This window comes from Arthrobacter sp. R1-13 (assembly GCF_054161475.1).
Map to the genome: position 1 here is coordinate 2,784,735 of NZ_CP096420.1, position 25,770 is coordinate 2,810,504.

General features: G+C 62.9%; 24 protein-coding genes and 2 tRNA genes. 5 read left to right on the top strand and 21 right to left on the bottom strand.

Translation table 11 applies throughout. From position 1 onward, the window contains the following. Positions 1-160 precede the first annotated feature (160 nt). The 5 genes from mutM to coaD form a co-directional block, all read right to left on the bottom strand. A complete protein-coding gene (gene mutM, locus M1D88_RS12860) occupies positions 161-1,144 on the bottom strand; it encodes a bifunctional DNA-formamidopyrimidine glycosylase/DNA-(apurinic or apyrimidinic site) lyase (protein WP_458111219.1) in 984 nt (327 codons plus the stop codon). Between the two features lie 8 nt (positions 1,145-1,152). After that, positions 1,153-1,872 carry a ribonuclease III gene (gene rnc, locus M1D88_RS12865; protein WP_458111220.1) on the bottom strand — a complete coding sequence of 240 codons (720 nt, stop codon included), beginning with the start codon at positions 1,870-1,872 and terminating at the stop codon, positions 1,153-1,155. 23 nt (positions 1,873-1,895) lie between these two features. After that, positions 1,896-2,099, bottom strand: a complete 204-nt coding sequence (gene rpmF / locus M1D88_RS12870; protein WP_247045637.1) for a 50S ribosomal protein L32 — start codon at positions 2,097-2,099, stop codon at positions 1,896-1,898. A 37-nt stretch (positions 2,100-2,136) separates the two neighbouring features. After that, complete coding sequence (locus M1D88_RS12875) at positions 2,137-2,661, bottom strand: YceD family protein (protein WP_458111221.1); 525 nt, start codon at positions 2,659-2,661, stop codon at positions 2,137-2,139. Positions 2,662-2,828: 167 nt separating this feature from the next. Next, positions 2,829-3,329, bottom strand: a complete 501-nt coding sequence (coaD, locus tag M1D88_RS12880) for a pantetheine-phosphate adenylyltransferase (protein WP_458111222.1) — start codon at positions 3,327-3,329, stop codon at positions 2,829-2,831. 112 nt (positions 3,330-3,441) lie between these two features. Between coaD and M1D88_RS12885 the strand changes: the two genes are divergently transcribed. Next, positions 3,442-4,650, top strand: a complete 1,209-nt coding sequence (locus tag M1D88_RS12885; protein ID WP_458111223.1) for an aminotransferase class I/II-fold pyridoxal phosphate-dependent enzyme — start codon at positions 3,442-3,444, stop codon at positions 4,648-4,650. Then, positions 4,650-5,435, top strand: a complete 786-nt coding sequence (locus tag M1D88_RS12890; protein WP_458111224.1) for a spermidine synthase — start codon at positions 4,650-4,652, stop codon at positions 5,433-5,435. The genes M1D88_RS12885 and M1D88_RS12890 overlap by 1 nt, the downstream gene beginning before the upstream one ends. A 15-nt stretch (positions 5,436-5,450) precedes the next feature. Here the strand turns inward: M1D88_RS12890 and rsmD are convergent, their stop codons facing one another. The 4 genes from rsmD to thiL are packed head-to-tail and all read right to left on the bottom strand — an operon-like array spanning position 5,451 to position 10,447. Next, positions 5,451-6,026 carry a 16S rRNA (guanine(966)-N(2))-methyltransferase RsmD gene (rsmD, locus tag M1D88_RS12895; RefSeq protein ID WP_458111225.1) on the bottom strand — a complete coding sequence of 192 codons (576 nt, stop codon included), beginning with the start codon at positions 6,024-6,026 and terminating at the stop codon, positions 5,451-5,453. Positions 6,027-6,071: 45 nt separating this feature from the next. Next, a complete protein-coding gene (locus M1D88_RS12900; RefSeq protein ID WP_458111226.1) occupies positions 6,072-8,339 on the bottom strand; it encodes an ATP-dependent DNA helicase RecG in 2,268 nt (755 codons plus the stop codon). Then, the gene (locus M1D88_RS12905; protein ID WP_458114520.1) at positions 8,329-9,399 is read right to left on the bottom strand and encodes a DAK2 domain-containing protein; all 1,071 of its coding nucleotides are present in this window, start codon (positions 9,397-9,399) and stop codon (positions 8,329-8,331) included. The genes M1D88_RS12900 and M1D88_RS12905 overlap by 11 nt, the downstream gene beginning before the upstream one ends. Positions 9,400-9,421: 22 nt before the next feature. Further along, complete coding sequence (thiL, locus tag M1D88_RS12910) at positions 9,422-10,447, bottom strand: thiamine-phosphate kinase (protein WP_458111227.1); 1,026 nt, start codon at positions 10,445-10,447, stop codon at positions 9,422-9,424. Between the two features lie 78 nt (positions 10,448-10,525). Here thiL and M1D88_RS12915 point away from each other — a divergent pair, with 78 nt between their 5' ends. Continuing rightward, on the top strand, positions 10,526-11,029 hold the full coding sequence (locus M1D88_RS12915) for a DUF3515 domain-containing protein (protein ID WP_458111228.1): 504 nt from the start codon (positions 10,526-10,528) through the stop codon (positions 11,027-11,029). A gap of 405 nt (positions 11,030-11,434) precedes the next feature. Here the strand turns inward: M1D88_RS12915 and M1D88_RS12920 are convergent, their stop codons facing one another. The 6 genes from M1D88_RS12920 to leuC form a co-directional block, all read right to left on the bottom strand. Then, the gene (locus tag M1D88_RS12920) at positions 11,435-12,580 is read right to left on the bottom strand and encodes a D-alanine--D-alanine ligase family protein (protein WP_458114521.1); all 1,146 of its coding nucleotides are present in this window, start codon (positions 12,578-12,580) and stop codon (positions 11,435-11,437) included. After that, entirely contained in the window at positions 12,577-13,629 is a 1,053-nt protein-coding gene (locus M1D88_RS12925) for an NAD(P)H-dependent glycerol-3-phosphate dehydrogenase (RefSeq protein WP_458111229.1), read from the bottom strand. Before M1D88_RS12925 ends, M1D88_RS12920 begins: the two co-directional genes overlap by 4 nt. Further along, positions 13,626-14,453, bottom strand: coding sequence for a lysophospholipid acyltransferase family protein (locus tag M1D88_RS12930; protein WP_458111230.1), 828 nt, complete (start codon positions 14,451-14,453; stop codon positions 13,626-13,628). The genes M1D88_RS12925 and M1D88_RS12930 overlap by 4 nt, the downstream gene beginning before the upstream one ends. A gap of 12 nt (positions 14,454-14,465) precedes the next feature. Then, a complete protein-coding gene (gene murA, locus M1D88_RS12935; protein WP_458111231.1) occupies positions 14,466-15,791 on the bottom strand; it encodes a UDP-N-acetylglucosamine 1-carboxyvinyltransferase in 1,326 nt (441 codons plus the stop codon). A gap of 108 nt (positions 15,792-15,899) precedes the next feature. After that, on the bottom strand, positions 15,900-16,502 hold the full coding sequence (leuD, locus tag M1D88_RS12940; RefSeq protein ID WP_458111232.1) for a 3-isopropylmalate dehydratase small subunit: 603 nt from the start codon (positions 16,500-16,502) through the stop codon (positions 15,900-15,902). An 8-nt stretch (positions 16,503-16,510) separates the two neighbouring features. Then, on the bottom strand, positions 16,511-17,965 hold the full coding sequence (gene leuC, locus M1D88_RS12945) for a 3-isopropylmalate dehydratase large subunit (protein WP_458111233.1): 1,455 nt from the start codon (positions 17,963-17,965) through the stop codon (positions 16,511-16,513). A gap of 112 nt (positions 17,966-18,077) precedes the next feature. Between leuC and M1D88_RS12950 the strand changes: the two genes are divergently transcribed. Next, complete coding sequence (locus M1D88_RS12950; protein WP_309105467.1) at positions 18,078-18,797, top strand: IclR family transcriptional regulator; 720 nt, start codon at positions 18,078-18,080, stop codon at positions 18,795-18,797. 70 nt (positions 18,798-18,867) lie between these two features. After that, complete coding sequence (locus tag M1D88_RS12955; protein WP_458111234.1) at positions 18,868-19,419, top strand: DUF1697 domain-containing protein; 552 nt, start codon at positions 18,868-18,870, stop codon at positions 19,417-19,419. Between the two features lie 21 nt (positions 19,420-19,440). Here M1D88_RS12955 and M1D88_RS12960 read toward each other — a convergent pair whose 3' ends face one another. The 6 genes from M1D88_RS12960 to gltX all read right to left on the bottom strand — a co-directional run bounded on the left by M1D88_RS12960 (position 19,441) and on the right by gltX (position 25,662). Then, positions 19,441-21,057, bottom strand: a complete 1,617-nt coding sequence (locus M1D88_RS12960; RefSeq protein ID WP_458111235.1) for a GTPase — start codon at positions 21,055-21,057, stop codon at positions 19,441-19,443. Further along, entirely contained in the window at positions 21,054-22,844 is a 1,791-nt protein-coding gene (locus M1D88_RS12965) for a dynamin family protein (protein ID WP_458111236.1), read from the bottom strand. Before M1D88_RS12965 ends, M1D88_RS12960 begins: the two co-directional genes overlap by 4 nt. A 158-nt stretch (positions 22,845-23,002) precedes the next feature. Then, positions 23,003-23,078 (bottom strand) — tRNA-Glu (locus tag M1D88_RS12970). 124 nt (positions 23,079-23,202) lie between these two features. After that, positions 23,203-23,274, bottom strand: a tRNA-Gln gene (locus M1D88_RS12975). Between the two features lie 136 nt (positions 23,275-23,410). Further along, positions 23,411-24,139 carry an HAD family hydrolase gene (locus M1D88_RS12980; protein WP_458111237.1) on the bottom strand — a complete coding sequence of 243 codons (729 nt, stop codon included), beginning with the start codon at positions 24,137-24,139 and terminating at the stop codon, positions 23,411-23,413. Next, positions 24,139-25,662, bottom strand: a complete 1,524-nt coding sequence (gene gltX / locus M1D88_RS12985) for a glutamate--tRNA ligase (protein WP_458111238.1) — start codon at positions 25,660-25,662, stop codon at positions 24,139-24,141. Before gltX ends, M1D88_RS12980 begins: the two co-directional genes overlap by 1 nt. Positions 25,663-25,770: the final 108 nt, after the last annotated feature.

Sequence of the window (25,770 nt, forward strand, 5' to 3'; positions counted from 1 at the left end):
GTGCTGGTTGACGCGGACAAGGTTCACATGCAAGGTGACGAAGCAGCGGTAGCTTTCCTGCCCAAATCTACTGCGTGGCAGCGACATTCAGCGGATTTCCGGCGCTTTGACCCTCAGTTTTGCTATCGGCCACGGGCCTGAACCGGGGCGGCAGGAACGGTTACCAGCGTCCGTTTCGTGGTCTGGGCTGGCACACGGGACACGTGTAGGAGGAGCGGTTCATGAACTGCTCCCGCTTCATCAGACTGACCAGGCCGACGCCGGCGCACCGCTTGCACTCCAGGCCTTCCCTGCCATAGGCGTTCAGGGAGCGGTCGAAGTAGCCGGAGGCTCCATTGACGTTGACATAGAGGGAGTCGAAACTTGTGCCGCCTGCAGCCAGGGCGTCCAGCATCACTTCGCGGACGGACTCGATCACACGGTGCGCTTCAGCCTTTCGAAGCGTTTCTGTGGGACGGGCGTAGTGCAGCCGGGCTTTCCATAACGCCTCGTCCGCATAGATGTTGCCGATGCCCGAAACAAGACCCTGATCCAGGAGTGCGCGCTTCAGACCTGTCTTGCGAAGACGCAGCCGGCGATAGAAAACATCGAAGGAGAAATGTGGATCCAAGGGGTCACGGGCAATGTGGGAGGCTTCTTCGGCGATTATCGGCAGAGGCTCCTCTGCGAGCCCGCCGGGCCCGCCGTCGTCTGTTGGAACGAGCGACGTAACAAAAAGCCCGCCAAAAATGCGCTGGTCCACAAAACGCAACTCTTCGGGCATGCCGTTGCTGGGACTCAGCCGCAGCCGCACCTTGAGGTGTTTTTCGTCAGGTTCGGCGGCATCCTCGACGAGCAGTTGGCCGCTCATGCCCAGGTGGGCCATCACCGCTACGGCCGGCTGCGTATTCTGACCCGTGGCTGAAGCCGGGGCCGGATCTGCCGGGGCAGCTTGTGCTTCCGCCAACGGCATCCAGAGGAATTTGCCGCGGCGGACGACGTCGAGGACTGTGGCGCCCTCGAGGTTCCCCGCAAAGTCCTCAGGACCCAGCAGATGCCTGCGGACGGAACGGGGATCGAGAACGTCCACCGAGATGATGGTGCGTCCGCGGACCCAGTTCACCAGGCCGCGGCGTACGACTTCTACTTCAGGCAGCTCGGGCAAGGAACCGCCTAAACGCCCGCCTGTGTACCGGATGCTGCGCTGGCGTCCTGGGGTGAGGAGAGCTTGCGCCACGCGTCCGCGGCAGCTTCCTGCTCCGCTTCCTTCTTGGAGTGCCCTGCGCCCTTGCCATAGTCGATCCCGCCGATGCGAAGCACGGCCTGGAAAGTACGGGCATGGTCGGGGCCTGAGCCCTCAACAGCATAGTAGATACTGCCCAGTTGCCGACTGGCGGCCAGCTCCTGGATGCTGGTCTTCCAGTCGGTTCCGGCGCCAAGGGCGGCGGCGTCCTTCAGCAGCGGACCGATGAGGCGCATCACCAGCTGACGGGCTGTCTCGATGTCGTTTGAGACATAGGTGGCCCCGATCAGGGCCTCCATGGTGTCCGCGAGGATGGAGGCCTTGTTCTTGCCCTCGGTGAGTTTTTCACCCTGGCCAAGATAGATGTACTCCCCGATGCCGAGGCTTCGCCCTATTCCTGCCAACGCCCTTGTACTGACGACGGCGGAGCGCCGCTTGGCAAGGTCACCCTCCGGAAGGGAAGGGTTGTCCCGGTACAGGGCGTCAGTGACGGAGAAGCCCAGGATGGAATCACCCAGAAACTCAAGACGCTCGTTGGTGGGTATGCCCCCGTTTTCGTAGGCATAGGAGCGGTGTGTGAGCGCAAGACGAAGCGTCCCGGCGTCAATAGAGACACCGAGACGCTTCAGAAGCTCTTCAGTTGAAGACATCTTGTTCAGCCTTGTATGGCCGATTAGACGTCCGCGACCCTGCGGCCCTTGTACTCAAGGAACAGCGCAGTGCCAGCCGAGTCGGTAACGACCTTTGCCTGGTGCGGCAGGCTGTAGGTAACCTGGCCGTTCTCAATGGTCTTCACCAGGTGGGGGGCGGTCGCCTTCCACTGGGAACGGCGGGCGCGGGTATTCGAGCGAGACATTTTCCGCTTGGGAACAGCCACGGCTAACTCATTTCTCTCTTAGTCCAACACTTACAAATCAATTTTGCCGGTCAGGCTTAGCCAGATCAGCTAGGGCAGCCCAGCGAGGATCTACGACCTCGTGGTGGTGCCCCGGCTCGTCTTCCAGGCGCGCTCCGCATTCGGAACAAAGGCCCTGGCAGTCTTCCCGGCACACCGGCTGGAACGGCAGCATGGTAATCACTGCGTCCCGCAACACCGGTTCAAGATCGATCAGATCGTGCTCGACTCGACGTTGCTCTTCATCGTCTTCTCCGTCAGAGAACTGAACGTCCTCGTAGAAGAAAAGTTCCTGCACATTGACCTCAAGGTCATACGCAAGGGGATCCAGGCATCGGCCGCATTCACCGGAAACTTCGGCGATTACATTTCCTGATACCAGAATTCCTTCGTGTACGGCCTCAAGCCTCAGGTCCAGTTCGATATCCGAACCTTGCTGAACGCCAATGAGTGCTACACCAAGATCACTTGGTGCAGGTACATGCTCCGTCAGTGTCCGCATGCTTCCCGGACTGCGTCCGAGGTCCTTGACGTCAAACACCAAGGGCGAACTAGCATCTCGTTTAATGAGAACTCCTGTTGAACATATGACCGACGTACCATCTTAGCCTGATGGGCGGTGCGGACTCAAACTGAGGGCTGAACCGCTGCATGCAGCGGTTGCCGTTCGGATGAATGCCACAGTCGTCCGGCGATGTGTACCGATAGAGCTTACCCTCTGGGCGGTCCTTCTGCTGAAGACTCGCCAGCAAGCATCCGTTTCAGGACCGATCTGGGGACAAATTCCGAGATGTTCCCTCCCAGGGAGGCGACTTCCTTGATCAGGGTCGAGGACAGGTGGAGGTAGTGTCCCTCAGCGGGAAGGAAGACAGTTTCCACACCGCTTAGCTGCCGGTTCATCGTGGCCATGGGCAGCTCGTAGTCAAAGTCCGAGGAGGACCTCAGGCCCTTGACGATGGCGGACACACCGCGCTTGCGGCAGTACTCAGCCAACAGGCCGTCCCCTACCGGCTCAACCACGATCCCGCGCAGTGACGCGAGTGTCTCCCGTGCCATATCGATGCGTTCTTCGAGCGTGAAACGGTACTTTTTCGCATAGTTCGTGGACACGGCCACGATGACTTCGTCAAAGAGCCCGGCCGCCCTGGCGATGACCTCCAGGTGACCGTTATGGATGGGATCAAAGGAACCTGGGCATACTGCACGTCGCATATTCCGAACCTACCCCATGGGCGGAGCGGGATACCATGACAGCACCGCACGGACGCGCGATTCAGCCGGGGATAAGCCCGGGATAGCCGGGACAAGCACAGACAGGAAGCACGTGACCCGAACAACTCCTTCCCCTTGGCAGCGGGCCGCGTCGGGAGCCAATCTGCTGGCCGCCGACGGTTCCCTTGGCGTCACGATCTTCGAAGAGATGACCACCCTCGCGGTGAAGACCGGCGCCATCAATCTCGGCCAAGGGTTTCCGGACGAGGATGGGCCTGCCGAGATCAAGGCCGCGGCGCAGGCTGCCATCGCCGCAGGTGCCAACCAATATGCCCCGGGTAAGGGAACAGTGGAGTTGCGGGAAGCCGTTGCCGTCCACCAGGAGCGGTTTTATGGGCTTCGGCCTGATCCCCAAACTGAGATAATCGTCACCACCGGAGCCACGGAGGGTATAGCCGCCACCCTGCTTGCGCTGGTGGAACCGGGGGACGAGGTCCTCACGTTCGAGCCGTTCTATGACTCCTACGGCGCAATAATCGGCCTCTCCGGAGCCACGCATACGACCGTGCCCCTCCTCGCGCCGGACTTCATGCCCGATGCTGCGCTGATTGAGGAAGCCTTCACCGAGCGGACCAAGGTGGTGCTGATCAACAATCCCCACAACCCTACTGGCGCTGTGTTTCCCCGTGAAGTACTTCAGCGCGTCGTCGAACTGTCAGCCCGGCACAATGCCGTCATCGTCACGGATGAGGTGTACGAGCACCTGACCTTCGGTGTCCCCCATATTCCCGTCGCCACCCTTCCCGGTGCCGCGGAGCGCACCATCACCATCTCCTCTGCCGGCAAGACTTTTTCGTTCACCGGTTGGAAGATCGGCTGGCTCAGCGGCCCCGAACACCTGGTGGCCGCCATCCGGACCGTAAAGCAGTTCCTCAGCTACAGCTCCGGCACTCCGTTCCAGGGCGCCATTGCTGTAGGGCTGGGCCTTCCCGATGACTTCTACACGGGGATCGCCAAAAGCCTGGAGCGCAAGCGTGACATCCTGAGCCAGGGATTGCGGGCCGCAGGCCTGGACGTGTTTACACCGCGGGGCACATACTTCGTGAATGTCGACACCTCACCGCTGGGAATCTCCGACGCCGTGGATCTCGCCCGGAGGCTTCCGGCGCTGGTAGGCGTTGCTGCCATACCCGTTCCGGTGTTCTGCCATCCGGACGGTGCAGAGCGCACCCGGAGCCTCCTGCGCTTCGCCTTCTGCAAAAAAACGGCAGTGCTCGAAGAAGCTGCCGCTCGCCTGGCAACGCTGCGGGACAGGCTTTGATGATCAGCCGCAGCGGCCCGCCAGCCGCGCGCTTCCTCCAAGGCATCGGAAAACACGCAAGCATAGAGCCCGATGCCTATACTCAGGGCGGCTACGTCCTCAGCATCGGGGGTGCGGAGCAGTCCCACGTTAACCTCGCCGACCCTCATGAGGTCTTTTATGAGTACCTGCGGAGGATCGCCAACGTCGTGGATCTCGCCGCCCCTCCCGGCCAGCCCATCCACGCGCTGCACCTTGGCGCAGGTGCCCTCACCCTGGCCCGCTACATCCAGGCCACCCGGCCCGGTTCCCGCCAGTATGCAGTGGAGCTGGAACGGGAGCTGCTGGACTTTGTGCTCCAGCAACTGCCTTTGCCCGAGGGGACTGAGCTCACTGCCGTCATTGGGGACGCCCGCGAGTCCCTTGCCGACCTTCCGGCCGAACTCAGTTTCGACGTGATCATCCTGGACATATTCTCCGGCCCGGAAGCCCCCGCCCATATTGCCTGCAGCGAGTTCTACGAAGAGGCTGCTGATCGGCTGGCTCAGGGAGGAGCCCTGATCGTCAACGTGGGTGACGAACCCGGACTCACCCTCGTCCGGAGCCAGGTTGCAGCCATGCGGAGGGTATTCCAGGCGGTCGCAGCAACGGCTGAGACAGGGATGTTCGCAGGGCGCTACCCCGGAAACATTGTCCTGGTGGGAACGCAGCACCCGTGGCCGGAGGAGTGGACGGCGTCCCTCAACTCCCGTGGTCCTCATCCGGCGAACGTACTGGCCGGGGTGGAGCTGGACGCGCTCAACTAAGCGGATAAGCCCGTTCTATTCCCGGGCCGAGGGTTCAGCAAACCACAGCTTGGTTTCGCCGTATTTTCGTTCCGCAAATCGTTCCATGGAGGCAGGCCATTGCGGTTCGGGGGTCCGTGACGATCGTTCGACCACCACCACGGCAGCGTCGGCGAGATGTCCCGACAGTTTCTCCAGCACAGCCGCGAGGGCAGGCTCATCCAGCGGATAGGGCGGATCCAGGAACACCAGATCCCACAGGATTCCCGCCTCTGCCCGTTCAAGAAACGGCTCCACCTTTGACCTGTGAACCGAGACGTTCTTGCCGCCCAGCGCTGTGTTGATCATGTCCGCATTCCGCTGGCAGACGGCGCTTGCCTTCGCATCGGATTCCACGAGGTCCACCGCTTCGGCACCACGGCTGGCGCTTTCTACGCCCAACGATCCGGAACCCGCATAGAGATCCAGAACCCTGGCCCCGGCAATGACGTCGAAGGCCTCCAGCCGGGAAAACAATGCCTCCTTCACCCGGTCCGTGGTGGGCCGTGTCAACGAACCAGGGACGCTGACCAGAGGTGTCCCGCCGGCCACGCCGGCAATGACCCGGCTCAAGCCGGTCCCCCGGAGCGCACGCCGCATTCCATGGCGGCATTTGGTTTAGCCTCGCTCAAGGAAGGCCTCCTTTTCGGGGTTCAGGTATTCGTCGATGGCGGCGGCCAGGACAGGATGGGCCAACAGCTGCGGATCCCGGCCAACGATGCGCTGGGCATCCTGCCGGGCGCGTGCAATGACATCCTCATGTTCCAACACCCTCAACAGCCTCAACGTGGAGCGGCCACCAGACTGCGAGGCTCCTAGGATGTCGCCTTCGCGGCGGAGTTTGAGATCCTCCTGCGACAGCTCAAAGCCATCGGTGGTCGCTGCGACGGCGTCCAGCCTGCGGCGGCTCGGATGCCCGGGTTCCAGGGCAGTCACCAGCAGACAGGTACCAGGCAGTCCGCCGCGGCCAACGCGCCCGCGGAGCTGGTGGAGCTGGGAAATACCGAACCTGTCGGCATCAAGGATCACCATCAGTGTTGCGTTATGGACATCCACTCCTACCTCGATGACCGTGGTGGATACGAGGAGCTTGACCTGGTTCGCGGTGAAAGACGCCATCGTTTCGGACTTCACAGCGGGATCCTGCCTGCCATGAAGGGGCGCCAGAGGCACCCCTGCGAGAGCGGGTTCCTCCTTGAGATGTTCGACGACGGCGGTCACCGAGGCCAGTTCGCGCCCGGTCGAGTCACCTTCCGGTTCCGCCCCGGACGGCTCCGCCTCACCGGGACTGAAGTCGCCGTCGTCGTCAGTGCCGATCTTGGGGCACACCACATATACCTGATAGCCGGCGTCGATCTCTTCGCGGGAGCGGGACCAGATTCTTGCTGCCCAGGCGGGGTTTTCGGCGAGGCCGACGATGTGCGTGGAGATCGGGGCACGCCCGGCTGGCAGCTCGTCGAGGACGGACGTTTCCAAGTCTCCGAAAACGGTCATCGCCACGGTCCGCGGAATGGGGGTGGCGGTCATGACCAGTAGGTGTGGCGGCTTGCGGGCTTTGGCCCGGAGGGCATCGCGCTGCTCGACTCCGAAGCGGTGCTGCTCGTCCACCACAATCAGGCCCAGGTCGTAAAAGGAGACGTTCTCGCTAAGCAGTGCGTGGGTGCCGATGACGATGCCCGCTGTTCCGGAGGCCGCATCGAGCATTGCCTGCTTTCGCGCCGCAGTGGGCATTGATCCCGTCAGCAGGGTGACCTGGACCTCGTCGATGCCGGTGGCCGCCTCCGCACCGCCAAGAAGACCGTCGCGGACCAACGGCCCGAGGGTACGGCGGATGGACTCGAAGTGCTGGGCGGCGAGAACTTCAGTAGGTGCGAGCAAAGCCGCCTGTCCCCCGGAGTCAACCACCTGCAGCATGGCGCGTAAGGCCACGATGGTCTTTCCCGAGCCGACTTCTCCCTGCAGGAGTCGGTTCATCGGACTGTCCTGTGAAAGCTCACCGGACAGGGTTTTTCCGACGGCGGCCTGGCCTGCGGTGAGGGTAAAGGGCAACTGCCGGTCGAAGGCGGCCAGCAGTCCATTTGGTACCGGCCTTCGTGCCGTAGCTTCCTCGGCGGCGAGCTGAGCGCGGCGCCGGGCGAGCGCCGATTGAAGGACCAGTGCTTCTTGGAACCGGAAGCGGTCTCTGGCTCGTTGCCAGTCCGGCTGCGTCTCCGGGGCATGGATCAGACGGTAGGCCTCGCCGATCGGAAGGAAATGTTCCCTGGCCGCGATCTCGGCGGGTAGCGGGTCCTTAAGATCGCCCAGCTCAACAGTATCGAGCAGCGTGGAGATTACTTTCTGGATGGACCAACTGGTCAGTTTGGCAGTGGCCGGATAGACGGGAATGGGCATAGCCGCGAGCTTCTCCGGGTCCATGCCTGGAGCTTCGGGGTCCTCGTCCAGCAGGAGGAAGTCTGGATTGGTGAGCCCCAGCGTGCCGCCGAACATGGTGACTTTGCCGGAGAACATGGCCCGCCGGCCCGGAAGGAGCTCAGCCTTGGCTCTGTACCCGTTAAAGAAGCTGATCTTGAGCGTTCCCGCCTTGGCGGCGGAACCTCCGCCTGTCCCGGTGGTGGCCCCGGCGTCATCGGTAATGACGACGTCGGTCAAGGAACCACGGCGGGCCCTCATGGCCCGCGTGCTGCTGGAGACGACACGCGCAATCAGCGTGACGTCCTCATCCAGCGGCACTTCACTGATAGGTGTCAGCTCTCCCCTGCTCAGATAGCGGCGGGGGAAGTAGTTGAGGAGTTCACCAACAGTGGTAATGCCGAGGTGCTTCTCGATGACAGCCGCGGAGCGCTTTCCTATGCGGCGCTCCAGGGCAAGGTCCAGCTCAGCGCTCATACCCGTTATAGTCTCCGACCTCAACATTCCGCGCCTGTGCCAGCTCGCTGATGGAGATTTCAGCGGGCTCACCCAGTGCGCGGATTAGGGCCACGGCGGGCGCCTCTTCTTTCACATGAACGTGGACACGCCAACGGTACTTGCCGTCCGGGTCTGCAGAATTGCCCAGTTGGCTCATGATGACGGAGTCCCCCATCTGGTCCAGGCGCTGCCGCAGAGTGGCGGCATCCAGCGGCGAAAGGTTGATGGTACACATGACTTCCACGCCGTCGTCATCAGGCATGGCCGCGTGGATATGGGGGTCCTGCACGTCGTAGCCGTGCAAGCCATCCAGAAGTTCACTTTGCAGCTCTTCCCCGAGGACAGCCGAGCGCAGGCAGTCCAGGATCAGGAGCATGCCGACTCCTCCGGCATCTACGACCTTGGCTGCTTGCAAGGCGTCCAGTTGTGATTCAGTACGGATCACGGCTTCCAGTGCAGCCTGCACGGCGGCGTCGAGGGCGAGGCCAAGGGCATGATTGCTGTCGTCCCCGTCCAATGCCGAGTCGACGGCGGAGACTGCACGGGAAGCGGCTTCGATCACCGACAGCATGGTGCCGGGCACCGGATCACTGAGCGCCGTCCACGCCCTGATCTGTGCCCTGTTCAAGGCAGCTGCAAGCAGAGGGGAACTGAGCCGTGTGTGCCCGGCCAGTGGTTCGGCGGCGGCGCAAAGGAACACCGAAAAAAGGGTTCCGGAGTTGCCGCGTGCTTTCTCCATAGCCGCCTGGCCTGCCACTGCGAGCACGGCACCCACATCATTTTGTCCGGCAGCTCCGTGAACGGCTGTTCCGTGGATCGCAGTTCTGTGGACTGGAGCTCGTGAGTCGTCCGAGACAGCCTGGGATGGACCAGCTTCGGCTGGGTTGCCTCGTCCGCCCAGAGCTTCAGTCGCGGCACGGACGGTGAGATACAGGTTGGTGCCGGTGTCCCCGTCTGCGACCGGAAAGATGTTGATCGCGTTGAGTCGGTCGCTGTGGTTTCCAAGGGCCGTTTCTGCCTTGCTCAACCACCGCTTCATCGCTTGCGCGTTCGCGGCAATCTTAGTCTGCAAAGTGATCCCATCCCACAAGGTCAGCGGGCCTGCCCGCGATATTGACACCCGTACTGTTGTTTCCTGCAAGGGCCTGCACTGAGCCTATCGCAGCAAAGCCTCTGGGCAACTGAACTCCAACGGGGAAGGTTGCAAGCAGGCCATGGTCCTCGCCACCGCCCAGGATCCACTCAAGCGGCTCCGTTCCGAGCAGCCTGCCTGCAGGCGCCAACGGGGCGGCCAGGAGCTTCAAAGACTCCGGATCAAGCTCCACGACCACCTTGCTGGCTTCCGCCATCCGGCCTGCATCCCTGACCAGCCCGTCAGAGATGTCAAGCATGGCCGAGGCCCCTGCCTCCAGTGCCAACGGCCCCGAAGCCAGAGGCGGGAAGGGGCGGCACTGGGCGTCCACCAGCTGACGCAGCCCGGGAGTCAGTGACGCCACGCTGTGTCCTGACTCCAGGATGGCAAGGCCTGCCGCTGCCCGCCCGACAGTGCCTGCCAGAGCCAGTACATCGCCCGGGGCGGCACCGGACCGCAGCACAGGTTCCCTGCCATCCAGGGTCCCAAGAATGGCCACGGTCACGGCAAGTTCACGCCCGCGGCCTAGGTCCCCGCCCGCAACCGAGCAGCGGAGTGCTCCCAGTTCACGGATGCTGGCAGACAATCCATCCGCAAAATCCTCGACCCAGGACACGGGGGTTCCGCTGGGCAGGGTCAGGCTCACCACCATGGAGGTTGCCTGGGCTCCCATCGCGTTGATGTCACTGAGGTTCTGGGCAGCAGCCTTCCAGCCGACGTCGTACCCTGTGCTCGCATGCCCGTTGGGCCACTGGAGGCGAAAGTCCTGATCCTGGACCTGGGTGTCGATGCTCAGGACTGTCCGCCCGTCCGGGGCGCCGACGATTGCGGCGTCGTCGCCTGGACCGAGCAGCAGCAGGGCGCGGGCTTCGGGAGCGCTTTTGAGGCGGGGGAAGATCCTGGCAAGCAGCCCGGATTCGGTTAGGTCAGCAACTGTCAACGGAGTTTCAAGCACGGCACTACGCTATCGCGGGGGGAGGACATCATGGTCAGCCGACATCACTGGGCGGGCGCCGCAGGATAGGCTTGTCTGATGCTTCGGCCCAACCCACCGGTCACTTCCCCCGGAATCCGCCTCCTCGCCATTCTGGCCGCAGGCGCGCTTTCGCTCACAGCCTGCTCTCCCGTCGTCGATGTTGCCCCGGCGAAGGATGCCGCAAATCCAGCCTGTGCACCCATGATGGTGGCCCTTCCCGAGGCAATCGGGGACGCCCCGTTGCGCAAGACGAACAGCCAGGCGACAGCAGCATGGGGAGACCCCTCGCGTGTCATCCTCCGGTGCGGTGTCAACCCGCCGGGACCCACCACTGACAGATGTGTCAGCGTCAACGGCATCGACTGGGTCATCAAGGAAGGGGACCCGGTCTATACGCTCACCACGTTCGGCCGGGAACCCGCGACAGAGATCCTGATGGATCCCGAAAAAATCTCCTCGGCAACGGTGTTGGCTGATCTTGCCAGCGCTGCAGGAAAGATCCCGGCAAGCCGCAACTGCGTGGGCAAGGAAGATTTGCAGAACCTGCCACCAACCAGTTAGAGCGCCGCCTGGGCCCACGCCGGCAGGGTTCCCTGGCCGAAGCGGAGCGAGGTTAGGTGCTGCCTGGGCCCACGCCGGCAGGGTTCCCTGGCCGAAGCGGAGCGAGGTTAGGGTGCTGCCTGGGCCCACGCCGGCAGGGTTCCCTGGCCGAAGCGGAGCGAGGTTAGGGTGCTGCCTGGGCCCACGCCGGCAGGGTTCCCTGGCCGAAGCGGAGCGAGGTTAGGGTGCTGCCTGGGCCCACGCCGGCAGGGTTCCCTGGCCGAAGCGGAGCGAGGTTAGGGTGCCGCCTGGGCCCACGCCGGCAGGGTTCCCTGGCCGAAGCGGAGCGAGGTTAGGGTGCTGCCTGGGCCCACGCCGGCAGGGTTCCCTGGCCGAAGCGGAGCGAGGTTAGGGTGCCGGTGGGGATTAGCGGAGCCCTGTTTTCCGGTGGAGGGCCAAGTAGATCAGTTCGTCAATGAGGGCCGGATAGCTCAACCCTGACGCGGCCCACATTTGCGGGTACATGCTCTTGGGGGTGAAGCCGGGCATCGTGTTGATCTCATTGATGATGATGTCGCCGTCAGGAGTGTAGAAGAAGTCCACGCGGCTCAGCCCTTCGGCACCTACGGCATCAAACGCTGCGGCGGCGAGTTCACGGACACGGGCGATTGCTTCTTCCGGGATGTCTGCCGGGCAACTCAGCTGTGCAGCATCATCCTCCACGTACTTGGCATTGAAGTCGTAGAATTCGTGACTGCCCCCGGCAACCGAGATTTCGCCAGGCATGGAGGTGCGCGGCGGCTGGGTTCCACGGCCCTCAAGCACGGCGCACTCGATCTCCCGCCCGGCGATTCCTGCTTCAATAACAAGCTTGAGATCGTGGAGACGTGCCTCCTCGATGGCGGCATCCAGGCCCTCGAGGGAGTCCACTTTGGAAATGCCCATGGAGGAGCCTGCCCGGGCCGGCTTCACAAAGACGGGGAATCCGAGCAGGTCGACGCGTTTACGCACTGATTCCGGATCAGTGAGCCACTGGCGGTCTGTCACGGCCACGTACGGTCCCACCTGAAGCCCGGCGGCCTCAAAAACTACCTTCATGAAGTGCTTGTCCATGCCTACAGCGGAAGCCAGCACCCCGGCTCCGACGTAGCGGGTATCAGAAAGCTCCAACAGCCCCTGGATGGTCCCGTCCTCGCCGAACGGCCCATGCAGGACGGGGAACACGACGTCGACAGTCCCGAGTTCCTGGGGGATCTGGTTGGGTGCGGCGACAATGAGCTGATGCTCCCCGCCGATCTCCGCCAGCGTAACGGTACTGGATGACGGCTCGACCTCGGGCAACGATGTCGAGGACAGCGACCATTGCCTTGTATCTGCAGACGTCAGCACCCATTGCCCTGTCTTCGCGATCCCGATGGGAATGACGTCGTATTTGTCCTTGTCAATGGCCCCCAGCACGCCTGCGGCAGTGACGCAGCTGACGGCATGCTCGCTGGAGCGTCCACCGAACAGCACAACAACCCGGGGGCGCGGCTTGCCCGCGACTTCTACATTCTCATCCGACACAGTCAGTAATCGCCTTCGGGTTTCAGTTCCCGGGCCAGCAGTCGCGGGCCCAGTTCGTCAACGGACATCTTTCCGGCAAGGACGGCCACCACGGCCGCAGTAATGGGCATATCAACGCCAAGCTTTCCTGCCAGTTCATGGACAGCCTGGCCGGATTTGATCCCTTCGGCCGTCTGCGTCATTTTCTCAGTTACCTGGCCGAGGGAAAGACCCTCCCCCAGCAGCCGTCCGGCGGTATGGTTTCTCGACAGCGGCGAGGAACATGTTGCCACGAGGTCACCCAAACCTGCCAGGCCGGCCATTGTCTTGGCCTCGCCGCCAAGGGCAAGCGCCAGACGGGAAGTCTCGGCCAGTCCCCGGGTGATAACCGAAGCTTTGGTGTTGTCACCCATCTGTTTGCCTTCGCAGATGCCTACGGCCAAGGCGATCACGTTCTTCACAATGCCGCCGATTTCGACGCCGACGACATCCCCGGTGGTGTAGGGACGGAAATACGGGGCAGTGCAAGTGCGCGCAATCCACCCGGCAGCCGCAGCGTTGGAACAAGCCACAACCGAGGCGGTGGGCTCTTCCCGGGCGATCTCCATCGCAAGGTTGGGACCTGAAACCACTGCTATCCGATTGACCGGAATGCCCAGTTCCTCGCAAATGACTTCACTCATGCGGGCGTCGGTACTCAACTCGAGGCCCTTCATGAGGGAGACCACCATCGCATCAGCACTGACAAGGTGTTTCCAGCTCCTCAGCTGTGGCCGCAGTGTCTGCGCAGGCACAGCCAGCACCACCAGGTCAGCGCCGGCCAGAACCTCATCCACGTCCATGGAAGCGGTGATGCTTGCCGGTAATTCGATGTCCTTGAGGTACTGCGGATTGCGGTGGCTTGCGTTGATCTGCTCCACGACCTCACGGCGGCGGCCCCAGATACGGATGCTGCGGGCGACGCCGGAAGCAGTGGCGGCATCAGCCAGGATCTTCGCGAAGGTGGTGCCCCAGGAGCCTGCGCCCAGGACGGCCACGGTGAGTGCCGAACCGGGTTTGGTGTCCTGCTCGGTCATTCCACACCCCGGGAAGGATCCGTCAGGTTGCTCTCTGTCGGGCTGCCCTGGGGAGCGGTGCTGCCGTCGGCGATCGTTTCCGGGGAGCTCTTTTGCATCTTCCGGCCATGCTTGGACTGGTTATGGGCCGAGGGGTCCCAGCGCTCGGCCGGCGGCTCCTCGCCGCGTAGCCCCGCCAGCAAGACTGTGATGTCCTGCATGATCGCTTCGGTAGCCGCGGTCAATGTTGCCTTGTCCAGGGGGCGGCCTTCGAAGGCGCTGAGGTCAACCGGCGGCCCCACCACAAGCCGCGAACGCTTCCGCGGAAAAAGGTGGAAGCTTTTGGCGTAGCGCGGAAAAACCTCATGGGCGCCCCAGTGGGCTATGGGAACAACGGGGATCCCGCCCTCCAGAGCCAGGCGGGCGGCACCGGTGTGGCCTTTCATGGGCCAGAACGACGGGTCCCGGGTCAGGGTTCCTTCGGGGTAGATGACAATAGCTCCGCCTTCGGCCACAATCTCCTGGGCGAGCTGCAGCGAACGGTTCGCCCCCGCCGTCGAGCGTTCCACCGGGATCTGCTTCGTTGCCCGCAGGATCCAGCCCAGGACGGGGACCTTAAAAAGGCTCGCCTTGGCAAGGAAGTGCGGGGCCCGCTTCTGGTTGTAGAGCATGTGCCCCACGATGAGGGGGTCGATTTCGGTGCAGTGGTTGGGCGCCGCGATGAAGCCCCCCGCGGGAAGCTTCTCCGTGCCCTCCCATTTCTTGGCCATCATGACGTTCAGCAGGCTCCGTGCGATGCCGGCGATAATCACGAACGTGACATGGCTCTTGGCCGTTTCCTTCAAAGGGAGCCCCCGCTACTTAACTGCAGTGATGTCGAAATCGGCGCCCAGGCCCGCGAGCTTCTCGGTGAACCGTTCGTAGCCCCGGTTAATGATGTCGATGCCGGTGACGCGCGACGTTCCGGTCGCCGCCAGGGCTGCGATGAGGTGGCTGAAGCCGCCGCGAAGATCGGGAACATCAATGTCGGTTCCCTTGAGTTGCGTGGAACCGGAAATAACGGCCGAGTGCAGGAAGTTGCGTTGCCCGAAGCGGCAGGGGACGCTGCCCAGGCACTCCCGGTGCACCTGGATGTTGGCCCCCATGCGGAGGAGTGCATCCGTGAAGCCGAAGCGGTTTTCGTACACGGTCTCGTGGACGATGGACACGCCCTCGGCCTGGGTAAGGGCCACAACCAGCGGCTGCTGCCAGTCAGTCATGAAGCCGGGATGCACGTCGGTCTCCAGCACCAGGGGACTCAGCTTGCCACCGTGGTGATAGAAACGGATGCCGTCCTCGCCGATATCCATTCCTCCGCCCACCTTGCGGTAGGTGTTGAGGAACGTCATCATGTCCCGCTGGGTGGCACCTTCGACGAAGATATCGCCTCGTGTCACCAGTGCGGCCGAGGCCCACGACGCCGACTCGTTGCGGTCCGAGAGAGCGCGGTGGTTGTAACCGCCGAGGTCACGGACGCCCTCGATGCGGATGGTCCGGTCCGTCTGAACGCTGATGATGGCGCCCATTTTTTGGAGCACGGCGATGAGGTCCACAATCTCCGGTTCGGTAGCCGCACCCGAGAGTTCGGTGATGCCTTCCGCACGTGTGGCGCTGAGCAGAACCTGCTCTGTGGCGCCTACCGAGGGATAAGGCAGGGAAATCTTTGCTCCCTGCAAGCCCCGGGGGGCAGAGATGTGGATGCCACCAGGCCGCTTCTCCACCACAGCGCCGAACTGCCGCAGCACATCGAGGTGGTAGTCGATGGGCCGGTCGCCAATCTTGCAGCCCCCGAGGTCGGGGATGAACGCCTCGCCAATCGCGTGGATCAGCGGTCCGCAGAGAAGGATGGGAATGCGGGAGTCTCCCGCGTGGGCATCGATTGCCGTGCTGGAGGCCGTCTTGGCATCCTTGGGGTCCAGGGTGAGATCGCCGGTGATGGGATCCTTCTCCACGGTGACGCCATGCAGCTGCAGGAGGCTGGTAACTACCTCGACGTCCTTAATTTCAGGAACGTTCCGCAGCAGGGACGGCTCGTTGCCCAGCAAGGCCGCAACCATCGCCTTGGGGACGAGGTTCTTGGCCCCACGGACGGTGACGCGACCTGTAAGCGGGACGCCTCCGCGGATTGTCAGAACACTACTCATATACCGGTTTCCTCACGATTACTCGCCCCCCAATACTTCCAAAGGCTCCCGCTAAGCATATGAGTTGGCTGTTCCGAACCGAAATGCAGGCGCAGTCCGGAGGACGTCTCAGGACAGCCGTGCAGGCAGGGTCTTGGGTTTGAACGAGGGCCGGGTGGCTTCGTAGGCGGTGATGTCTTCCTCGTATTTGAGGGTCAGTCCGATGTCATCGAGACCCTCCAGGAGCCGCCAGCGGGTGTAGTCATCAATCTCGAAGGGGGCAACGACGTTACCGCAGGTGACTGTCTTGGAAACGAGGTCAACAGTTACCTCCGTGCCCGGGGCGTTCTCGAGGATCTTCCAGATGAGTTCGATGTCATCCTGGGCCAGTTCGGCCGCGAGCAGACCCTGCTTGCCGGAGTTGCCACGGAAGATGTCAGCGAAGCGTGAAGAGAGAACTGTCTTAAAGCCGTAATCCTTCAGGGCCCACACTGCATGCTCGCGCGAGGAACCCGTCCCGAAGTCCGGGCCGGCAACAAGGACAGATCCCGCATTGAACGGAGCCTGGTTCAGGATGAACGACGGGTCCTTGCGCCAGGCTGAGAACAAGGCGTCCTCGAAACCGGTCCTGGTGATGCGCTTGAGGTAGACCGCGGGGATGATCTGGTCGGTGTCCACATTGCTCTGTCGCAGCGGGACGCCAATTCCGGTGTGGGTGGTGAACTTTTCCATAGATGCTCCTAGGCGGCGTCGGTGCGGGTGGCTGCGGTGTCCGGAGCGGGGTCCAGATCCGACGGGGAACTGAGGGTTCCGCGGACAGCGGTAGCGGCGGCCACAACGGGCGAAACGAGGTGTGTCCTGCCACCCTTGCCCTGCCGGCCCTCAAAGTTCCGGTTGGAGGTCGAAGCGCAGCGCTCCCCCACTTCCAGTTGGTCGGGGTTCATGCCCAGGCACATGGAGCATCCGGCGAAGCGCCACTCTGCACCGAAGTCCTTGAAGATCTTGTCCAGGCCCTCAGCCTCGGCTTCAAGCCGCACCCGGGCGGATCCCGGCACGACGAGCATGCGGATGTTGGGGTCCTTCTGGCGCCCGCGGACGATGTCCGCAGCGGCCCGGAGATCCTCCATGCGTGAATTGGTGCAGGAACCGAGGAACACGGTGTCCACCCGGATTTCCTTCATCGGTGTTCCGGCTTTCAGTCCCATGTACTGCAGGGCACGTTCGGCCGCCGCTTTGGCGTTTTCGTCACCGAAATCCTCGGGCGAGGGGACCTTGGAGGACAAGGACACACCTTGGCCCGGGTTCGTGCCCCAGGTGACAAACGGCTCAAGAGTATCGGCGTCGAGGTCCACTTCCGCGTCGAACGTCGCGTCGTCTTCCGTCAGCAGGGTGTTCCAGTACTCGACGGCGGCATCCCACTCGGCGCCCTGGGGCGCGTGCGGGCGGCCCTTCATGTAGGCGTACGTGGTTTCGTCCGGAGCCACCAGGCCGGCGCGGGCGCCGGCTTCGATAGACATGTTGCAGATGGTCATCCGGGCTTCCATCGAGAGCGCCCGGATGGCGGATCCGCGGTACTCCAGGACATAGCCCTGGCCGCCGCCCGTACCGATTTTCGCGATTACCGCCAGGATTATGTCCTTGGCGGAAACGCCTGGCTTCAGGGTGCCTTCGACGTTGATAGCCATGGTCTTGAACGGCTTCAGGGACAGGGTCTGGGTAGCCATAACGTGCTCCACCTCGGACGTGCCGATACCCATTGCGAGTGCGCCGAATGCCCCGTGGGTGGAGGTGTGCGAGTCCCCGCAGACAACTGTCATCCCGGGCTGGGTCAGGCCGAGCTGCGGGCCAACGACGTGCACGATTCCCTGTTCAGCGTCACCGAGGGAATGCAGCCTGACGCCGAATTCCTTGCAGTTGTTCCGCAAGGTCTGGATCTGGGTCCGGCTGGTGAGGTCGGCAATGGGCTTGTCGATGTCCAGTGTCGGCGTGTTGTGGTCTTCGGTGGCAATAGTGAGGTCGGGGCGGCGCAGCTTGCGGCCGGCCAACCGGAGGCCTTCGAAGGCCTGCGGTGACGTCACTTCGTGGACCAGGTGAAGGTCGATGTAAAGAAGGTCCGGCTGAGCGTTGGCGCCGTCGCCGTCGCCTTTGCGCACCACGTGCGCGTCCCAGACTTTCTCGGCCAATGTATTTGCCATGGCCATCTCCCTTCACTGCTGTTGGCTGTTAACATCCACTGAATCAGCAGACCTCTGTAATAAGCCAGTCCAAAGATTTGCATCTCAGATAATGAGACGGCAATATCAGTACATGGACAATTCTAGCGGAGTCGGTGTCATCGATAAAGCGGCCCATGTGCTTGACGCACTGGAGGCCGGACCCACCACCCTGGCGCAGCTTGTGGCGGCTACGGGGCTGGCGCGGCCAACGGTGCATCGGCTCGCTCTTGCCCTTGTCCATCACAGGCTCGTGAGCCGGGATATCCAGGGAAGGTTTGTCCTGGGCAGCCGCCTGGTTGAGCTCGCATCCGCTGCAGGCGAGGACCGCCTGATAGCTTCCGCCGGCCCCGTACTCATGCAATTGCGCGATGCCACCGGCGAAAGCGCCCAGATCTTCCGCCGACAGGGCGACTGGCGCGTCTGCGTCGCCTCCGCCGAACGCCCCATCGGGCTCCGCGACACAATCCCGGTTGGCACGCAACTGTCCATGAAAGCCGGATCTGCTGCCCAGGTGCTGTTGGCTTGGGAGGACCATGACCGCCTTCTTGAAGGTCTCCAGTCAGCCCGCTTCACCCCCACGGTCCTCGCAGGAGTACGACGGCGGGGCTGGGGTCAGAGCCTGGGTGAACGTGAGCCTGGTGTCGCCTCAGTTTCGGCTCCCGTCCGCGGACCGTCCGGACGAGTGATTGCCGCGGTTTCCATCTCCGGCCCGATCGAGCGTCTAACGCGCCAGCCAGGAAGGCTCCATGCCGAAGTGGTCTGCAATGCTGCCCGCCTCCTGACTGATGCCCTCCGCAAGACCAACGACTGACGGCAAACCGGCTGCCTGGTGTATTCCGGCGCAGCTGAGATACCGCCGACGCCGGCAGTAGGCTGGCAACATGACCAGCTACGCAGTGTTTCTCCGCGGCGTCAATGTGGGCGGCATCAATATCAGAATGGCCGATCTCCAAAAGGCCCTTAAGCAGTGTTCGTTCAATAACGTGAAGACTCTCCTGGCCAGCGGAAACGTTGTGCTGACCAGCGATTTGGACCCGGCTGCAGTAAAGAAGCAATTTGAGACCTGCCTGCGTGAGTCCTTCGGTTATGACGCCTGGGTGGTGGTTTTGACTTGCGAACGGGTGGCGGATCTTGTGGAAGCCTGCCCGTATCCGGCAGACGATAAAAGCACCCACAGCTACGTCACACTGTCATCGGATCCGGCAATGCTTGACGACATGGTCGCAGCCGCCGTCTCTCTTGAAGGCGGGGAGCCCGAAGCAAACGGCGTCCAGCGGCTGGGCCCGGAGGCCGTGGCCTGGCTGGCTCCCGCAGGGGGAACCCTCGAAAGCCCGGTCAGCAAGGTGTCTGCCAAGCCGCGCTACAAATCGACCACCACCACACGCAACCTTCGCACGTTGATCAAGGTGCGGGATGCTGCAAAGGCTCTTTGAGAGGTGTGACGCCAGCCGGCGTCACTTGGCGCGGGCGGCCTTGAGCGCGGCACTGAATGATCGCAATCGGCTGATCTGCGCCTCCACTGGCTCCACCACCCTCCGCTCAGCTACTGCAGTTACGGCACTTTTCAGCCTCCTCCTTGCCGAAGCAGCGCGCACCCTGGCCGCAGCAGCCGCTATGACCCTCCCGGTGATCGCAAGGAATATCCCCAGCACCACTCCACCGAGGACCATCAGCGTGGGCAACGGCCACCCTTCCACCCTGGGCGCCTGCGGAACCGGCAACTGCAAGTAGCCGAGGACCGCGAGGCCAGCCAGCCAACCGAGTCCGCCAAGGACCGTCAGCAGCGCCAGCCACTGGACAAGGTTGAAGACAGGCCACCACCAGGACTTTTTTCCGGCCGATAACTCAGTCCCTGCAACTGCCTGGTCAAGGGCATCGGGCAATTGGTCCCGGGCATCCCGGGCGGCGCTGCGGATCACCGCGCGCCAGGGACCGGGAGCACCTTCGCTTGCAGCGTCGGCAAATTCGCGGACGGCGGCATCCGTCCTTGCACGTTCCGGAGCTCCGGCCGGGGGCAGCGAGGTCCTGTTGACGGCCGACGGTTCGTTCCTGCGCAGATTGAGCCTGCGCAACGGATCCGGGCGGAAACGCACCAGCCAGCGCGTTACCGGCCAGCCCGTCCGTCGTGTGGATTCAATGGTGTACGACTTGGCGACAGCTTCCACCACGAGCGGAACATTTGCGGCGGAGGCCAGCTCATCAGCGAGGCGTGCCCGTGCGGCTGAAGACACTCCGGCGGCTTCCCCATCACCCGATTCCGCAGCCAGCCGGGAAGACTCACGCGCCACGTCTGCAGCCAGCCGCTTGGACGATGCCTCGCGCTGCAACACCACGCGCCGGACCGCAGCCCTGACCTCATCAACGCCTTCCCCTGTTACCGCCGAAGTGCCAAGTACCTGTACCCGCCCCAGCCCGTCACGGGCAAGAATTTCCCGCAGGGACTCCAGTACCGGACTAACCTCGGATTTTGGCAGCCTGTCGATCTGGTTCAGGACCACCAGGGTCACGGCTGCATGCGAGGCCAGAGGAGTCAGAAAATCGTTGTGGACAGCTGCGTCGGCGTATTTTTGCGGATCAAGTACCCAGACCAGGACATCCACCAGACCAACCATCCGCTGCACAATTTCACGGTTGGCAGTCCGGGTGGAGTCAAAGTCCGGAAGGTCAAGCAGGATCAGCCCGGTTGTTTCATCGGCAAACCCCGGTACAGCCGACGCATGGTGACGTTGGCTGACCTCCAGCCAGTCAAGGAGGGGTTCACTTCCCGGGACGCCCCAAACGCTCGCCAGGGGTTCTGACGTCGTTGGCCGCCGGGCAGCCGCCGTCGCAATCTCCGCTCCCCCGACAGCGTTGAAGAGCGAAGATTTTCCGCTGCCGGTTGCTCCGAAAAATCCCACCACCGTGTGGTCGGTCGAGAGCGAACGACGCGAACTTGCCCGTTCCAGCACCTCGAACACGGCATCCAGCGATTCGTCGGATAAGACGCCCTCCGCCAGCGCGCGGGCGTCATTCAGGGCCTCCAGCCTGCGGTGAAGTTCTGAAGCTTCCCGCGCTGCACCGTGACGGCTCATCCGGCAGCCGCAAGCGTCTCAAGTGCTTCCGCACGGGCCTGCAATGTCTGGGGAGAAACGCCGCCGTCGCTCTCGAGCCTTACCAGGAACCTTTGCTGCTCGGCCCGAAGCAGCTTTTCGCAGCGTACGTGCAGGTCCTCCCGCGCCGTCCGTGCGAGGCGCCTCACGGCGTCCTCACCGAAAACAGCCTCCAGCAGTTTTTGCCCTACGACTGCGGTACCGCCGGCAACACCGATCTCCAGGCCTGTCAGGCCGGCAGTCATGGAAAACACAACAATCATAAGCGCCGCCCCGAGTCCATTCACGCCAAAGGAAAGCCACCGGGCCTGGGTGCGCCTTCCCTGGCCCTCGGTCCTGATCAGTTCCATCAGCGCGCCCTGCCAGTCCCGGATCTCAGCGGCCACCTTGTCCCCGAAACCCGGACTCGTGCCGCTCAGGTCATCGGTTCCCAACAATTGGCGGCCGGCCGGGTCAGAGCGCCAGCGCCGATCTGAATCTTCGGCAGCATTAGCCGCTTCGTCCATGATCACGGCTTGAAGACCTGTTTCGATTGCGGTCTCCACCTTGACTGCCGGAGCCGGCTCACCGCGAAAGTAGGCACCGATCCTGTCGCGGGCGCGGCCAATGTTCTGTTCAAGCGTCCGGAAGAACTCCCCCGTGCCAACAAAGTCCTGCCATCGTGCCAGCACCTCGCCCCTGAGCAGGGCTCCGTCCCGGGTGGCTTCCAGAATCCTGGCAACGGCGTCAGTGTAGGCGTCTCGTACGTCGTCCGCCAGAGCCTCCGCCGCCCGCTGTTGATCTTCCACGGCCTTGCCTGCACCAGCAACGCGCACAGCCAGTCCTTTGACAGTTCCGTTGAGAGTCCTGCGTGCAATATCGGCCCGCCCTGCAGCGTCTGCGGCGAGGTCCTGCAGCCAATTCCTGATGGGCTCTACGGTGGCTTGCGGCAGCATCCCGAGACCGTCCAATTCCACTTCCGGAACAATGAAGAGCCTGGCTTGGCCCAATCCTTCGCGCTGGAGCATGGCACGGAGGTCGGTGCTGACCTCCGTCTCGGCCGAAGCCGGGACCCTGTCCAGGACGACAGCCACCAGTATGTCCCGTGAGGCGGCATCAAGGAGGAGTTTCCATGGGACCGCGTCGGCGTAGCGGTTGGCGGTGGTAACAAAGATCCAGAGGTCCGCTGCAGCCAGCAGTTGACCTGCGAGCTGGCGGTTCGCATCTGAGATGGAGTCGACGTCGGGAGCGTCAAGTACTGCTATTCCCGTCGGCACCGAGGGATCACCCACCAGGACGAGGGACGAAACCGGCCCCGGCTCCGGGGTCTGGCCTGCGTGGCCCGCCTGGCTTGCCCGGAGGGGGGTGGGGAGGACTGTGCCTCGGATCCGGCTCAAGTTCGGCAGGACGCGTTGGCCTTCAAACCACTCGGCATCAGCGGGATGGTGGAGCAGAATGGGCTGGCGCGTCGTGGGACGAATGGCGCCCGCGCGGGTAACTGGGTGTCCCACCAGCGCGTTGACCAGGGTTGATTTCCCGGCACCGGTGGAGCCGCCCACTACGGCAAGCAGTGGCGCATCCAGGCTGCGATACCGGGGCAGGATGTAATCCTCAAGCTGCGCCAGGGAATGCAGGACCGCCATCCGCGCCTCGTCCGCGCCAGCGAGGGCGAGGGGCAGCGCTACGGCCGACAGCTCTTCGTGAACGCCTTCAAGGAGTTCAATCGCCGCGGCCGTCCGTTGAACCGGCGTAGGGCTCCCGCCAGCACCGGTGATTTCATTGGAGGTCACATCAACATCATGCCAGCCTTGGAAACGATTTCCGATGAGCCTGATGAAAGGGGAGATTCGCGCTTTGGCGCGTGATGGAGCGAACAGGCGTAAGCGCTGACTTGGGGACCTGGATACAAAGACTAAGGGCCGGAAACCCTTGAGTTTCCGGCCCTTTGTGGTGACCCCAGCGGGATTCGAACCCGCGTTACCGCCGTGAGAGGGCAGCGTACTAGGCCGCTATACGATGGGGCCGTGTACTTCCGTGGCATTTCTGCCTCGCGCACCGAAAGATTGTTTCATACTTTCCGCGAGCGTTTCAAATCGGTAAAACCGGTTGAAGTTCTGAAATACCGCTATTTCCAGTGATATTTCAGAGCTGGGATACCAGGACTCGAACCTAGAATGACGGTACCAGAAACCGTAGTGTTGCCAATTACACCATATCCCAATAGAACTTTCGGGCTGGATCTGCGGGTCAAAACCCGCGCTCCCAGCGCCTCAGCACGAGTAATTACTTTACCCGAGAGTTTTGGCTCGCACAAATCGGCAACACCGCGCCGCAGAGTCGTGCCGCCGGAAGCGGACTAAGGCAGCAGTTCAGCGAGGGTGCTGACTTCCCTGCCGGTGAATTCCGTGGCCGGCTGGCCGGTTCTGTTGAGCCACACTCCGAGCAGGCCGGCCGCGGTGGCTCCTTCTGCATCAAGCAAAGGATTATCACCCACGAACAGTGTTTCCGCGGCGGGAATTCCCAGAAGCCGGACGCCCTCAAGGTAGATCGCAGGATCGGGCTTCGGGACTCCGACGGTGTCCGTGCCGACCAGCAATCGGATACGTTGCAGCCCGGCGTTGTCCAGCTTTGCCCTTTGATAATCATGGACATTGTTGCTGACGGCGCCATAGGGAATCCCGGCGGCATCGAGTGCGTCCAGGACGGGTTCGACGTCGGCAAAGGCGCGGACGTAGCCGGGCTGGATCCGGGCATAGGAGGTGAGCCAGTTGCGGGCTTCCTCCCCCTCCCCCAGATTCACCCCGAAATGCCCCAAGGCAGCCCGCCCTCGAAGAAGCCTTTGCTCGTTGAACGTCAGTTCCCCAGCCAGATATCGGTCGAAAAAATGGGTGGTCTCATGGGTGAAGATCCTGCCGAACTTCTCCCACCCGGCCTGGTCCAGCCCGGGCAGGAGGTGCTCACTGACATCACGCAGGGCGGTCGTCATGGAAAACTCGAGATCGACCAGGGTGTCATCAATATCAAACAGGACGCCCCTAACTGCTCCGAATTCCGTGTGCAAGGCCCCTCCTGCTGGCTGATTCATCAGCCGCGGAAGGCCTGCAGGCGCTTCAGTGAAGACTCCTTGCCCAGTATGACCATGGATTCGAACAGGGGCGGCGAAATGCGCCTGCCGGATACCGCGGTTCGGACGGGACCGAAAGCGAGCCGGGGTTTAATCCCCATCCCTTCGACCAAGGCCTCCTTCAAGGCAATCTGGATATTTTCAGCAGTCCAGCCCGTGACGGGTTCGAGCGCTGCAATGGCGGCATCCAGCACCTCGGTGAGGTTCTGCGGCAGTCCCTTGCGGGCGTCGTCCGCGACGTCGATCGCGTCGTCGTTCTTGAAAAGGAAGGCCAGCATCTCTGGCGCTTCCCCGAGCAGGGCAATCCGCTCCTGGATCAGCGGTGCCGCCTCGCTGAGAACCTCCTCCTCACGTTCAGTGAGGGATTCGCCCACAAGACCCGCTGAGCGGAGGTACGGAACCAGGCGGTTCCGGAAGTCGTCGGCTTCCAACATGCGCACGTGGGTGCCGTTGATGGCCTCGGCCTTCTTGATGTCGAACCGCGCCGGGTTTGCCAGAACGTCGTGCACATCAAAGTATTCAATGAGCTGGTCGACAGTGAAAATGTCTTCATCCGCTGACAGGCTCCAGCCTAGGAGGGAAAGGTAGTTCAGGAGTCCCTCGGGGATGAAGCCGCGGTCCCGGAGCAGGAAGAGGTTGGACTGCGGATCGCGCTTGGAGAGCTTCTTGTTGCCCTCACCCATGACGTAGGGCAGGTGGCCGAACTCGGGAAGGTACTGGGCAACACCGAGCTTCATGAGTGCGTTGATCATTACCACCTGGCGGGGCGTTGAGGACAGCAGGTCCTCTCCGCGCAGCACGTGGGTGATCCCCATGAGGGCATCGTCCACGGGGTTAACCAGCGTGTAGAGCGGTGAGCCGTCTGCCCGGACGATCACATAGTCCGGGATGCTCCCTGCCTTAAAGGTGATCTCGCCTCGAACCAAGTCCGTGAACGTCACGTCCTCGTCCGGCATGCGCATGCGCAGCACAGGCTGGCGGCCCTCGGACTTAAACGCCGCAATCTGCTCCTGCGTGAGCTCACGGTCAAAGTTGTCATAACCCAGCTTGGGGTCGCGGCCAGCTGCCCGGTGGCGTGCTTCGACCTCCTCCGGGGAGGAGTAGCACTCGTAGGCGTGGCCGCCCTCAATGAGCCGGGAGACGACGTCCTTGTAAAGATCTAGCCGCTGGGACTGGCGGTAGGGCTCGTGCGGCCCTCCGACCTCAACGCCTTCTTCCCAGGTGATGCCAAGCCACTTCAGCGCTTCAAGCAGCTGCTGGTAGCTCTCCTCGGAATCGCGCGCTGCATCCGTGTCCTCAATCCTGAAGACGAAGGTGCCCTTGGTGTGCTTGGCGTAGGCCCAGTTGAACAGGGCTGTACGGATGAGCCCGACGTGGGGCGTACCGGTGGGCGAAGGGCAGAAGCGGACGCGGACCTTCGAAGCGGAATCGGTGGGGGCGGCAGCAGCGTCGAGGGCGTCGTTGGGCACGGAAGGAGTAGTCATAGTGCGTCCAACTTTACCGCCCCTGCCGGGGACGTCGTCCGCGGACCCCAGAGTGTGCCGTCGCTTCACTCTCTCAGCGGCTCAGCCGCATCAGTCAGCGGCCTCGCC